At 44.5% G+C, this 13,018-nt stretch carries 10 protein-coding genes and 1 riboswitch; of the genes, 4 read left to right on the top strand and 6 right to left on the bottom strand.

Going from position 1 to position 13,018, the window contains the following annotated elements:
* Positions 1 to 16: 16 nt before the first annotated feature.
* Positions 17 to 1,642, top strand: coding sequence for an acyl-CoA synthetase (locus H2O73_RS12020; protein ID WP_182109092.1), 1,626 nt, complete (start codon positions 17 to 19; stop codon positions 1,640 to 1,642).
* Between the two features lie 177 nt (positions 1,643 to 1,819).
* Here the strand turns inward: H2O73_RS12020 and H2O73_RS12015 are convergent, their stop codons facing one another.
* Complete coding sequence (locus H2O73_RS12015) at positions 1,820 to 5,407, bottom strand: hypothetical protein (RefSeq protein WP_182109091.1); 3,588 nt, start codon at positions 5,405 to 5,407, stop codon at positions 1,820 to 1,822.
* Between the two features lie 348 nt (positions 5,408 to 5,755).
* A complete protein-coding gene (locus H2O73_RS12010) occupies positions 5,756 to 7,246 on the bottom strand; it encodes a carboxypeptidase M32 (RefSeq protein ID WP_182109090.1) in 1,491 nt (496 codons plus the stop codon).
* 204 nt (positions 7,247 to 7,450) lie between these two features.
* Between H2O73_RS12010 and H2O73_RS12005 the strand changes: the two genes are divergently transcribed.
* Positions 7,451 to 8,080: a LysE family translocator gene (locus H2O73_RS12005; protein ID WP_182109089.1), complete on the top strand. Its 630-nt coding sequence runs from the start codon at positions 7,451 to 7,453 to the stop codon at positions 8,078 to 8,080.
* An 82-nt stretch (positions 8,081 to 8,162) separates the two neighbouring features.
* Here H2O73_RS12005 and H2O73_RS12000 read toward each other — a convergent pair whose 3' ends face one another.
* Both H2O73_RS12000 and H2O73_RS11995 read right to left on the bottom strand, forming a co-directional pair.
* Entirely contained in the window at positions 8,163 to 9,533 is a 1,371-nt protein-coding gene (locus tag H2O73_RS12000; protein WP_182109088.1) for an alanine/glycine:cation symporter family protein, read from the bottom strand.
* A gap of 117 nt (positions 9,534 to 9,650) precedes the next feature.
* Positions 9,651 to 9,749: riboswitch (glycine riboswitch) on the bottom strand.
* 335 nt (positions 9,750 to 10,084) lie between these two features.
* Positions 10,085 to 10,423 (bottom strand): YggL 50S ribosome-binding family protein, encoded by a 339-nt coding sequence (locus H2O73_RS11995; RefSeq protein WP_182109087.1) that lies wholly within the window; start codon positions 10,421 to 10,423, stop codon positions 10,085 to 10,087.
* 343 nt (positions 10,424 to 10,766) lie between these two features.
* Between H2O73_RS11995 and H2O73_RS11990 the strand changes: the two genes are divergently transcribed.
* Positions 10,767 to 10,925, top strand: coding sequence for a hypothetical protein (locus H2O73_RS11990; RefSeq protein ID WP_182109086.1), 159 nt, complete (start codon positions 10,767 to 10,769; stop codon positions 10,923 to 10,925).
* Between the two features lie 17 nt (positions 10,926 to 10,942).
* The gene (locus H2O73_RS11985; protein ID WP_182109085.1) at positions 10,943 to 11,683 is read left to right on the top strand and encodes a chromosome partitioning protein ParA; all 741 of its coding nucleotides are present in this window, start codon (positions 10,943 to 10,945) and stop codon (positions 11,681 to 11,683) included.
* A 116-nt stretch (positions 11,684 to 11,799) separates the two neighbouring features.
* Here H2O73_RS11985 and H2O73_RS11980 read toward each other — a convergent pair whose 3' ends face one another.
* On the bottom strand, positions 11,800 to 12,345 hold the full coding sequence (locus H2O73_RS11980; protein ID WP_182109084.1) for a hypothetical protein: 546 nt from the start codon (positions 12,343 to 12,345) through the stop codon (positions 11,800 to 11,802).
* A 175-nt stretch (positions 12,346 to 12,520) separates the two neighbouring features.
* Positions 12,521 to 13,018: a response regulator gene (locus tag H2O73_RS11975; protein ID WP_182109083.1), complete on the bottom strand. Its 498-nt coding sequence runs from the start codon at positions 13,016 to 13,018 to the stop codon at positions 12,521 to 12,523.

Here is a 13,018-nt window from a genome sequence, read left to right as displayed (position 1 = left end):
TTAAGGAAGAATGGCTATGAACAAACACAATATCTATAACATTGGTCTTGAAAAGACACCGGCTAACTTTGAAAGCCTAAGTCCACTGAGCTTCTTAGAAAGGGCAGCAAGTGTTTACCCAGATTACACTGCAACGGTACACGGCAATATTCATAAAACGTGGAAAGAAACCGACATTCGTTGCCGAAAGCTGGCTTCGGCTTTGCAAAAGCAAGGGATAGGTGAGGGGGACACGGTTTCAGTGATTGCCCCAAATCTACCAGAACTGTTTGAAATGCATTTTGGCGTGCCTATGTGTGGCGCAGTCTTGAACGCAATTAATACTCGGTTAGATGCTGATGCCATCGCGTTTATTTTCCAGCATGCCGAAAGCAAAGTGGTTATTGTTGATAAAGAGTTTACTGAGGTGGTTAAGAAGGCGTTAAAGATGATTGCGCACCGTCCTCTGGTTATTGCGATTGATGACCCACTCTTTGATGAGGGGAGTTTGATCAGCGAAGTCACCTATGAAGAATTCATTTTAGATGGTGATCCAAACTTCCAAAATTGGCCGCCAAGTGATGAGTGGCAAGCAATTTCGCTTAATTATACTTCGGGTACCACGGGCAACCCGAAAGGCGTGGTCTACCATCATCGCGGCGCACACTTGAATGCAGTGAGTAATATTCTTTCATGGGATATGGGGGCGCATCCAGTGTATTTGTGGACCTTGCCAATGTTCCACTGCAATGGCTGGTGTTTCCCGTGGACAATTGCAGCGGCTGCGGGTGTCAGTGTGAGCCTTCGCCACGTTCGTGCGGATGCGATTTTTGAATCGATCAGTGAAAACAAAGTGACCCATTTTTGTGCCGCCCCAATTGTGCTCAATATGATGAACAATGCCGATGTGGATTTAAAATCGGGTATTGATCACCAGATCAAAGCGATGACAGCGGGCGCTGCGCCTCCGGCATCGGTGATTGAAGGGATGGAAGCACTTGGCATTGAAGTGACTCACGTATACGGGTTAACAGAAACCTTTGGTCCGTGCGTGGTGTGTGATTGGCAGCGCAGCTGGGATGAGTTAGACAACACTGAACGTGCTCGTATGAAAGCTCGACAAGGTGTTCGTGCGCCAATGCAGGGTGAGTTGATGGTTGCACATCCAGTCACTATGCAGCCTGTACAGAAGAACGGCAAAGAGATGGGAGAGATCTTCCTGCGCGGTAACATCGTGATGAAAGGTTATTTGAAAAACCCGACCACCTCAGATGAGGCATTAGCAGAGGGTTGGTTCCACACGGGCGATTTAGCGGTGTGGCATGAAGATAACTACATTGAAATTAAAGACCGCTCTAAAGACATCATTATTTCTGGTGGTGAAAACATCTCCAGTATTGAAATTGAAGATGTGCTCTATCGCCATCCCGATGTAGAGGAAGTCGCCGTCATTGCTATGAGTGATGAGAAGTGGGGTGAGGTGCCATGCGCATTTGTCAAAATCAAAGACTCGCAAGATATTACTCAAGACGACCTGATAGCGTTCTGTCGTAGCCAAATGGCGCATTTTAAAGTGCCGAAGAAGTTTGTCTTTACTGCGCTACCAAAAACGTCCACCGGTAAGGTACAGAAATACGTACTGCGTAAGCGAGTTAATGAGTAAACTAATTTGTTTCAATCGTTCCCTGTAATAAACCGTAGGTTTATTGTTGAGAGTTACCTTTAATGTGGGGGGGAACTCTCTTTTTTGTTGTAGGGGTATGTAAATCAATACCTTTTGCAATCAATGAAACACCCTCGATTAAGCCAAGGGTGTTAAAGATAAAGCGCGCATATCCTATTAGAAATAGTTGGCAATCGCTTCTTTCACCACTCGTGAGCGGTCTTTGGTAAGAGGCGCTATCAACTCAGTAGCATCGCTGGCTTGGCTCAAAATTTCTGGCAATTGCGCCCGTCTACCCGCATGCAGATAATTCAGCGTTTGCTTAAAGCTACCGTATTGTCCACGTGCATGGCTTTGGATAAACTCGCAACAGACTTCAAACTCCGACTGCTTAATACAGAATAGCGTAATGTGTGCAGGGTTAACCTCAAGTTCAATTAACCAATCGAGCACAAAACGCATGCCGGCTTCCGTTTTGTCTTCTTCGCGCTCTTGCTCTAGGTAGCTTTCAAAGTCGATTTCGCCTTGTGAAAGCTGGTGGAGTAACCAAGCTTTATCGTAGCTGCATTCAATGACTTTGAAGCCGCGGTAATCATGGTTGAATAGTAGTTTTCCGAGCCTGTCACGTTGTGGCTTATCCAGCATCCAAATGAATTGACCCAGTGTGTAGAGGCGGTATTCGTCAGCGCTAGGGCGGAAGCTTTCTGTCTCTATTTGCCCAGCATAGAGCGAGGTAATAGTGGTGTAATCCACATCGCCCTCAAGGTAAGCCAAGGTTTGCTCTAGTATATAATCGAGGCGAGTCGCGGTATCTTGCAGCGCTAAGATACGAGTGATCACCGCTTGGCTATCGACATCCTCTGCGAGAATCATCAGCATACCGCGAGGCAGTCCTTGTTGGTACGCTTCAAGTGGCATCTGATGATCTGCCATCAAAATCGAGTGTTGATCGCCACGCTGTTGTACCACTGTGCTTTGCATCCAGCTCATGCCATCCATATGACATGGTTTATCATGCACCGTATGCTCATCGGCAACGATTTCTTTCCGCAGTTTTGCTGGTACTTTGTCACCGTCGCCAATGTATAGGCAAGATGCGCCAAATTCGTGGGCTAAAGCGTATTCCCATGATGTGAGGTTTAACTGGATGACGATGTGCAAGGCTCGCTTAAGATCATCGGCAATATCTAACGTAACTTCTGGATATTTCAGCGATGCATGGTGAAGGAACTCAACTTTGCTCTGCTCATTGATGAACTTCAAACCTTGGTGCATTGCTTGCGCTTTTTTGCGGTCAATGCTGCCAAACATGCTGGTAGCGCTGCTAGTGATTTCGCTGTACACATCAAGCCACTGTAAATAGCGATTTGTATCGCGCTGTTGTTGCTGGCGGCTCATTTCATAGGCGTTAAGCACGCCAGAATCGATACCTGCTTTTTCCAATTGCTCGGTGATGTTAATTGCATCAAGTATATTGCTGAACTCGATGTTCCATGGTTCATCGGAGTGTGCACGTAAGACATTACGAGCGACACGCACTGGTGCAAGAGCGACAATAAATTGCCATAAGCGGTCGGCTTGAACACGCTGTGGTAATGGTAACTGTCGTAGCCAAAATGCAATCAGGGTAAAGCGCTGAAAGTCTTCATCATGATCTTTAAATAGATTATAGCCCGGCTGATACTCGCTGAACTTGTTGATATAAAGATTACCGCGGCAACAATCATCGCGATACAGTTGTGGCTCTAACAAAGCCATGATGCTGGCTTGGTCATCTTCAGGCTGCGCTGCGGTGAAGTACGCTGTGATGCGCTGAATATCTTCTTCGCTTAAGCCTTTATCTTCTGGGCAGTGGTAACCACCTTTGACGCAAGACTCTTTAAGGATCTTTTTGACAGCCATCTCCCAAACATTTTGCTCGTTTAGGTAGTTGAACAGAGCTTCGGTCACCTCATCGCCAACACGTTGATTGAAGTCGCGGTAGAGTAGGTAACTCGCTAACGCCAAAAAGCCCATATCCGGTTTTGCCCAATGTTTTGGGTGGCATCGTTCTCGTGATGAGCGTAAAACGGTTTCGACACGTTGCAAATGCTTGTTGCAAAGCAGTTCGTCTCTGTCGGTAAAAACATAGAAGAGTGATTGTACGTCGCGGTTTAGCGCAGCGTCTTGTTCATCCGCTTTTGCCTCTATTTGCGCTGCTGGCAGCTGACTGTAACGACGATAGTAATCTTGGCGAGAGAGTAATGGCTCGTCATCTTCAGTCAGCGACTCGATCATATACTCACTCAACTCACGTTTACCAAGCGCACGATAAAAAACATCAATTACGCGTAAATACTGTTGGCATCGTGCTTCGAGTAGTGAAATGTTGCTATCTTGCGTGACGGTGAGTGTAGTGATTAAACCGTTAGTGTGTTCAATGGTGCTCTCGTCACCAAAATGATCAGTGAGCAGGTCGCCACGTACTAAATCCAATACACTATGCAGCTCTTCGACCACTCCTTGGTTATTATATTCCCAGCTACAGACGTGATCATCCATATGTGCTGCCATTTCAGGGGCATAGGCTTTAGCAAGTGGAAGCAACTCAATTTCTTCAAGGGCTTCGAGTGCATCCAGCTCAGAGCCATCTTCAATATAGCGCCACAATCTCTCACCTTGTGACATGGCAAGAATTAGCGGTTTGAGTACATCACTGCCGTAATTGAGTTCAAAACTGCGGTCTTCACGTGCTAAATACGCTTGGTATTCTGCTCGTTTCTCAATTGCGCTTTGCGCCGCTTTAACCAGTGCTCCGGAAACTTGGTTTTGGACCGTTTTCTGCAAGTCATAGGCTTCATTTTCAAGCGTGCTACCCATAAACGGCTGCTGCATGAAGGCGTCTAACGCTTCGTCTTCATCATAGAAACTGGTGTGGGCAAAGAGTGACTCATACAACCAAACTACAGGGTTATAGCTGCTGAGGTCTTCTTCTTCATCGTCAAGCTCATCAATGCTTGCGAGCAGCACTGGCTCAGCTTGAAAACGCTCTATGACCATCTGTTTAAAGGCAGAGTAAAGGGATGGGTTCTGTTGTAGGTATTCACCCAATGGTTGGTAGGTCGTATCATTGCTATAAGGATCATCCATAAACATCCCTAAGCGAAAACTGGGGTTATCACACCAGATAAAGGCTTTGATGACCTCTGGGTGCCAACCATGCTCGACTAAAAATGCGGCAAGGTAGCTTTCGTATTGCGTGGCATGCTCATCGTCCCAGTATGGAATGAAAAATTGCCCGATAAGATAAGTGTATTGCAAGTCGGTTTTGGCCAGCATATATAGCGCTTCGATACCAAACACGCGCATATCATCGATCCACATTCTATCAGTATCATTGGCGTAGCGGCTGTAAGTGACGATCGCTTTGGCGGTTTCGACAAGCGTCTCTCTGAGTTCGGGGTATTGCAGCGCAGCAGCAAAGAGAATTACCTCAGAGATATAGACTTCTCTGTCATCGGTAATTTCACCGTTGTAATAGTGGCTTCCCCCTTCTTGCCCATAACTTAACGCTGATTTAAGCAGTTCGAAATTACTTCCTGAATCGCTAGGCTGTAAGCGACGTTCTTCATCAGAGTTTTTGTGTTTAAACTCAACATTAAATTGTTCTTTATTGAAGGCAAGCCCATTACTGAGCAAGGCTTGGTATTGCTTAAGTGCAGATTCAATTTGCTGAGGGTCTTGGATGTCGAGGGTGATGATTTGGTTTTTATCAAATTGGTTCATAAGGCAGTGATTAACAAAAAAATAACTTTAAATACAATGACTTTGAGTACAATAGCCTTATTTGCTCTTTGGGAAAAGAATTCTTACCTGAATGTGAGATTGTAACAGTTGTTCTGTGATTTGAGAGTTGATTGTATCGAATGCTAGTGCGTTAAATTACGAGTGGGGTTGCTCCTTCCTTTTTACCTGCCACGGTTTTCCATACTTGAGTTAATCCACCTTTTGCCAATTTTGCAAAGTCACTGGCACGCTTTGTCCAAATTTTAATTAGTGAAATGTGAGGTGTATTGCCTGAGCGGTGGCGTCCAACCAACGTATCAGGCAATCACAAATTTTTAGCTTAGCTGTTTATGCATTTTTTAAGTAACGACTTCTCAAATGTTCTTGGAAGAACTTAGCATTCAGTGTCTCGCCTGTCGCTTGCTTCACCAACTCATCGGTCGTTAGCAAACTGCCTTTACTCCAAATATTGTCTGAAAGCCAAGTAAAGATAGGGCTCAAATCGCCACTGTGAATCGCGCCGTCGACATCAACCGTTTTCTTCATCACAGCCATGTACTGTGCCGCGTACATCGCGCCTAGTGTGTACGAAGGAAAGTAACCAAATGCGCCGTCGGTCCAGTGAATATCTTGCATACAACCGTTTTTAAAGTTGCCCTCAGTTGAAATACCAAGGTATTGCTGCATCTTTAAGTCCCACAGTTCAGGCACATCGGTGTGTTTGATGTTACCGTTGATGAGATCTCGCTCAATCTCGTAACGCAAAATAACGTGCGCAGGGTAGGTGAGCTCATCCGCATCAACACGAATAAAGTCTTTCTTCACTCGTGTATAAAGCTTTTGAAAATTCTGTTGTGAGAATAATTCAGGGTTTGATGTCGTAAAGTGCTTACCAGCAAGGTGAGCTAGATGAGATATAAATGGGTCGCTGCGACCGATTTGCATCTCAAAAAACAGTGATTGAGATTCATGGATACCCATAGAACGCGCTTCACCCGCAGGCGTGCCCGCCAATGCCTTCGGTAAGCCTTGTTCGTATCGAGCGTGCCCCGTTTCATGCACTATCCCCATTAGCGATTGCACAAATTCACTCTCATCGTAACGGGTAGTAATACGCACATCACTTGGTACGCCACCACAAAATGGGTGGATGCTCTCATCTAAGCGACCATGATTGAAATCGAATTGAAGTAACTTCATCACTTCCATGCCCAGTGCTTTTTGCTTGTCAGTAGCAAATTGACCATTGGGTTCGAAGAACTGTTCTGATGATTGTTTATCGATCACTTGGTCAATCATGGTTGGCAACCAAGTTTTGACATCAGCGAACAGGGTATCTAAAGATGTGGAAGTGGTGCCCGGTTCGTAGATGTCTAGCATGGCATCGTAGGGTGTTAGGTTGTTCGCTTCAGCGCGTAACTGCGCTTCTTCTTGTGAGAGTTTTACCACTTCCGCCCAGTTTTTTTCAAAGCCTTGCCAGTCGTTCTCTTTACGTTGAGCGCGCCAAGCATGTTCGCATTTAGAACCAGCAAGAGATTTAGCCTGAACAAGCGCTTCAGGCAAAAGGTTGGCTTGTTGCCATTCTCTTTTGAGCTCGCGTAAGCTAGCCGTTTGCTCAAGTGAAAGAGACTGCAGCTCCGCTTCAGCGAACCAATCTGCTAATTGTGGTTGGGTGTGCAAAGAGTGAATATGAACAGAAAGCTCTGCCATGGCTTCAGATCGTGCTTGGTTGCCACCAGTTGGCATCATGGATGCCTGATCCCAGCCACATATCGCGGCTAAGTGGTTGAAGTGGGCAATTTTCTTTGAGTGAGAAATCAGTTTTTCAAATGCGCTCATGGAAGTCAGCCTTTTGATAATTCGGAAAATACCAGTCTAACAATGACTTTGATGAAGATAAATCGTTTGTTGCCAAGCTAAGATGGCGGTATAAAGAGACGTTATCGTTAAAGGCATTTTTCGTTAACGAGAGTTTATCACTATCTAAGCCAATCTCACTTTCTCAAAATATTGTCGGTTTAGAGCAACAAGGACGTAATAGCTATGATTGTCAATTTCGAAGCATTTTTGATCGCAATTACTATTTTAACCCTCACACCGGGTGTTGATACCGCTTTGGTGATCCGTAATTCTTCTCGAGGGGGAGTAGTTGATGGAGCGACAACCAGTTTGGGTATTTGTCTTGGGCTTTTTGTTCATGCGACATTCTCCGCAGTCGGTATTTCCGCCTTGCTCGCACAGTCGGCGCAGTTGTTCTCTGCAGTCAAAATGGTGGGGGCAGCCTATCTTATTTGGTTAGGTTTCTCGACATTACGAGCGCTGATGAAAGGGCATGCAGTTCCTGCTGAATTAACACTGAACCAACAGGGGCTGAATTTAAAACGCTCGTTACGTGAAGGCTTGCTGTCTAACGTGCTAAATCCGAAAACGGCGGTATTCTACCTTGCCTTTTTGCCTCAGTTTATTAACCCTGAAGGTTCGGCATTTGCACAATCGTTACTCATGGCTGCGATTCATTTTGTCATCGCGATGGTATGGCAGTGTGGGCTAGCTGGTGCATTAGATACAGCAAAAGGCTTGTTAAAAAGCAGCCGTTTTATGATGTGGATGGAAGCCACAACAGGTGTCGTGTTAGTTGCTTTGGGCGTAAAGCTATTACTTGATGATAAGTAATCGATAGTTTTTCTTACAGATCGAATGTGTAAAAAACGCGGCTTTTTAGCCGCGTTTTTTACATGTGAAGCGAATATTTTGATTAAGCTTTGACAGAATCTAATGATTCTTCGCGAGCAGCAGAGAAGAATAATTTCGTCTCTTCAACGACAACATGGCGAAGTGCAATCAAACCAATTAGGTTTGGAATCGCCATTAAACCGTTCACGATGTCAGCAATAATCCAAATCATATCAAGATGCAAAAACGCACCCGATGCTACGAGCATCACGAAGATGATTTTGTAAGGCAGAACGGCTTTGGTACCAATAAGAAATACGACACAGCGCTCACCGTAATAGTTCCAACCCAAGATGGTGGTGAAGGCAAAGAACATTAGACCAATAGAGATCAGCATTGGACCGAAGGTATCCATATTCATACCAACCGCAAATGCGTGGGTTGTCATTGCTGCGCCAGCCAGATCAGTTTGCCATGCACCCGTTAAGATCAACGCTAAACCTGTCATCGTACATATGATGATGGTATCGATAAACGTACCTGTCATCGAAATCAAACCTTGCTTAACGCAAGAGTCTGTTTTCGCCGCTGCCGCCGCCATTGGTGCGCTACCCAAACCTGATTCGTTGGAAAATACACCGCGCGCAATACCAGATTGGATTGCCAGCATAATGCTCGCACCCAAGAAGCCACCCGTTGCCGCTGTTGATGTAAAGGCAGAAACCACGACAAGTTGTAGAGCGTCAACCAGTTTATCTGCGTTCATGATGATGACGCTTAAACACGCCAACACATAGAATAGCGCCATTGTAGGGACGACTTTACCCGCAACTTTAGCGATTGATTGAATACCGCCTAGTGTTACAAACGCAACTAACAGAGTAAGAATGCTTGCTGAGATTTCACGAGAGATACCAAAAGAGATCTCAGTTGCATCAAGAATGGCGTTTACTTGTGGGAAGGTACCAATACCAAAACACGCAACACCAAGGGCGAAAATGGCAAACATAATCGCAAGTGCTTTAGAGCCCACACCATATTGCAGATAGTACATTGGACCACCGACCATCTCACCTTTGTCGTCCACTCGGCGGTATTTTACCGCAAGTAAACATTCCGCATATTTTGTCGCCATGCCAAACAAAGCTGCAAGCCACATCCAAAATAGCGCGCCGGGTCCACCCAGTTTAATAGCCGTTGCCACACCAACGATGTTACCGGTGCCTATGGTCGCAGAAAGGGCAGTACATAATGCTGCGAAGCTAGAAACGTCACCTTGCTTGTCTGAATCTTCTTTACTGAAGACCATTTTTAACGCGGTAGGTAAGTATCTAAATTGCAGTAGACCTAGACGAAATGTGAAGTAAATGCCGGTACCCACTAGCAAGATAAGCAGTGGTGGTCCCCAGACAAAATTGTCGATAGTTTTTAATAAAGATTGAACGTCGTTCATGGTTTCCCCTTAAGTGATAATGCTTTTTAAGGAGAAGAGGGAAAGGCATGATAGCCCCAAAAAAGGACGACCATAGATAGAGCACTTAGCATTACGCCAAGTAACAGGATGATATCTTTCCACTCCTCTGTCCTTTTGCCTGAGAGTTTCACTTCGCAATGCGCAAAGCTTGCTCCTTCGGCGACCGATTTAACGGTTCTCTCCAGAGGTTCCTCCAACTACAGTCCTCACTACCCTAAGGTAGCACCTGAAAGATTTACTTCTTCGGTAGGTTAATTCATCCAAATGTTAAAATTTGGTTAATAACCACTCTCCTGCAGCCTTCATCGGAACAATTACTCAATTAGTGAGTAAATGCTAGTTATTAGCACTGGCGCTAATAACGGTGAAACTTTATCATTTTTTTTGAACAATTCAACAGATTTTTACATTTTGAAATGCTAACAAGGCAAGGGGCGTTTTGGTTGGTTAAATAACTGCCAATTTGAGTGGGTAAAAATAAAAAGCGCCCCGAAAAGGAGCGCTTTGATAGGGTCGGTTATTAAGCGTAATTAGAAGTAATTTGCGTCTAATAGTTCGCTAGCTTCTACCGCGGTAACTTCTTCGCGAGCTTCTAACCATGCAACAACTTGTGCTTTCTGTTCTTCAGAAACGTTTTTGTAACGCTCAGAGACACAGATAAAGCCTTCAAAAATCTCAAGGCCGCCACCACCAAAACATAGACCTAGGCTGTCGATGTAGTCGATAAATTCATCAACGAATACGTCGTAGCGGTCGAAGTCAGCAATGTTTGTTTTGCAGCTTACTTCAAAACCTAGCATTGCGAATTCGCCTAGGTACATTTTCTTTAAGATACGACGTTTCTTGTTTTCTTGTTTAAATGGTTTCATGTGTCTGCCTCAAATAATTAGGACGATTGTTTATACCCTAAATATTGGTCTGACCCAAATAGAAAGCCAGTAAAACAGCTTAATTGTTGGGATATTAATCAAAACGGTAAGTGTTTAGGGAGGTCGCTATCATCTCGCTCACTCTTTGACCATTATTGCAGTTCAAAATGGCTTGCAGTCGCGTCATTTTCTAAACAGTGCCTTATCCTTCTGGCTATGAGCTATATTTAACGCGAGAAAACAACCTTGCGCTGACCTTTTGTGGCAAAAAAATGGTATAAAAGAGAAGTTTAGAATCCTGCTGAGTTGGGATGCCGGGCGTAGAGTCTGCTAAGGAGAGGTTATGACTAGATTGATTGCAATCGTGTTTCTTATTGCCATTGCGTTTGTGTTGGTTCGTTACAGAACCAATGAAAAATTGCAGAAATACGTTGTTATAACCTTAGTGTCAGGTTTCTTAATCTATACCGCGAGCATCATGATCACAGAACTTATGCGCTAGATGAGTAGGAGCCAAAAGTGAATAAAACGACGGATATAGACAACAGCGAAGATGACGTAGTCGTGATCGAGCAGCGTGATAAACGCAGTTATCTCTATATCGCTATTGCGGGTGTATTAGGTCTTGCTCTTGGTGGGATCGTAGGTTCATCGTTGACAGCAAGTAAATGGCAAGCAACTTACGTTGAGTTGCAACAACAATATCAATCTATTCAGCAAGAGAAGAAGCAGTTGGTGGTGACGGTGGAAAAGCGCGTTGCCAATGTGGACACTGAAGTAGAAGAGAAACTGCAGGCTAAAATTCAGCAACTGCAGGAAAATCATCAAACTGAGGTTGAGGAGCTTAACAAGCAAATTGTTCTGCTTGAAAGCCATAACACCAATTTGAACCAGCAAATTGAATCGCAAAAGAGTGATTTAACGACAGCCGCTCAAAAAAATGATCGCTTGAATCAGCAAGCAGATATGCAGGTAAGTTTGCTAGAGCGTTCGCGTGAATTATTTCAACGAGAGCTAAAAGTGAAACAAGAGTTGGAAGCACTTTCTAAAGAACAGGCAGAGTTAGAGCCTAAGTTGGAAGCGCTGAAACAAGATTGTAATGCTTATTTAGATGGCACTTCTTGGGAAGCTAAATCAGATTCTTGTGATAAGCAAGACGAAGCAAACTCGCGTATTAGCCAAATCAATCAAATGATCCGTGTACACGAAATGGACCTAGAGCAAATTCAAGCAATCTCTGAGCAATTAGGTTTGGAATAGTGAATTAGAAATAAGGTGTATTGGCTAAGATTGAACGTTTAGTTTGAAGCGACTCAATATAAAAATCCCGGCGTTTATGATGCCGGGATTTTTGTATTCTTTGTCTCTAGTTCAAGTTAGAACTTGAAGCGAGCCGAGAACATCATTGAGTCACCGTAGAACTCATTGAAACGCGCTTCGCCACCTAGAGAGAATAGCTCAGTTGCGTGGAAGCGAGCGTACGCTGACGCAATCCATTCTTCATTGTCGTCGATAGACAAGTAACCGCCTTTACCACCAACTTCTAGTTGTGGACCAAGCCATTGACGAACGCCAAGGTTTAGTTCCATACCTGATTCAGTACCTGACCAATCACTGTCAACCAAACGGTAAAGGATTTCACCTGTTAGGTCTGCCCAGTTGTTGATTGGCGCATGGAAGCCAACACCCATTGCTGAATCAAAGTCACCAGAGAATTCAGAATCAACACGAGCAACAGCGTGTGCATTAGGGTGGATAGATTTGCTCATACCTGCACCGAATGTACCAGGGCTAGCACCAATACGGGCTTCAAGGTAATCGTAGCTAAAGTTGCTCATAATTGATGGACTGTTAGGATCTGACATTGCAAAAGACTGACCAGATACAAGCACTAGCGCGGCAGCTAAGATTGTTTTACGCATAATGGAGATGAACCTTTAAGTTATTAAATCCGTGTTTGGGCGACAATGTTACCCTTATATACCTCGAGCATATTACTGATTGTTGAACAGCAGCACTAGGCAAAAATGTCATTGTTTTGTCGATAATTTTATTTTAAGCAAATTACATGCCGCTTGTGGTAGTAAAAGTGTGCAGCTATTCACCAAAACTGATGCGATTATCAGCAATCGCATTAAATATCTTCTCGGTATCAAGCACCTGAGCCCAAGGCATGAGTTCAGGTTCGTTGTCTATCATGTACTGCGTTAACAGCTCTTTGGCGATTAAACGCATTTGCTCACCACTCCAAGGTTTAGACAGGTAAAAATCGAGGCTGGCATGGTTAATCGCCTCTACGGTGTCTTCTAAGCCAGCTTGACCTGTGAGTAATAATTTTTTTGATTTTGCTGTCAATTTATTGTCATGGAGTTCGATTAAGAAACTGATACCCGTTTGCTCTGGCATAATATGATCACAAAGGATCAGGGCTAGCTGCGCACCTTCAGATTGCGCCTCGGCTATGATTTCTTTGGCTTCCGCGACGGATTCCGCACCTTCCAATAAGAAGTGCTCCTCAAAACAGTCGAGGTCTTGAATAACGCTGTCTAATACTTCTCGTTCATCGTCGACACATAGAATGAGGTACTTGTTCAT

Source organism: Vibrio marinisediminis, assembly GCF_014050145.1.
In the GTDB taxonomy this organism is placed as follows: domain Bacteria; phylum Pseudomonadota; class Gammaproteobacteria; order Enterobacterales; family Vibrionaceae; genus Vibrio; species Vibrio marinisediminis.
Note: the sequence above shows the minus strand (reverse complement) of the source record. Positions and strands in the feature narration are given on the sequence as shown.

Coding starts and splice junctions, on each gene's coding strand:
- H2O73_RS12015 (WP_182109091.1), bottom strand. CDS start 5,407: ATGAACCAATTTGATAAAAACCAAATCATCACCCTCGACATCCAAGAC.
- H2O73_RS11990 (WP_182109086.1), top strand. CDS start 10,767: ATGACTAGATTGATTGCAATCGTGTTTCTTATTGCCATTGCGTTTGTG.
- H2O73_RS11995 (WP_182109087.1), bottom strand. CDS start 10,423: ATGAAACCATTTAAACAAGAAAACAAGAAACGTCGTATCTTAAAGAAA.
- H2O73_RS11975 (WP_182109083.1), bottom strand. CDS start 13,018: ATGAACAAGTACCTCATTCTATGTGTCGACGATGAACGAGAAGTATTA.
- H2O73_RS12020 (WP_182109092.1), top strand. CDS start 17: ATGAACAAACACAATATCTATAACATTGGTCTTGAAAAGACACCGGCT.
- H2O73_RS11980 (WP_182109084.1), bottom strand. CDS start 12,345: ATGCGTAAAACAATCTTAGCTGCCGCGCTAGTGCTTGTATCTGGTCAG.
- H2O73_RS12005 (WP_182109089.1), top strand. CDS start 7,451: ATGATTGTCAATTTCGAAGCATTTTTGATCGCAATTACTATTTTAACC.
- H2O73_RS12000 (WP_182109088.1), bottom strand. CDS start 9,533: ATGAACGACGTTCAATCTTTATTAAAAACTATCGACAATTTTGTCTGG.
- H2O73_RS12010 (WP_182109090.1), bottom strand. CDS start 7,246: ATGAGCGCATTTGAAAAACTGATTTCTCACTCAAAGAAAATTGCCCAC.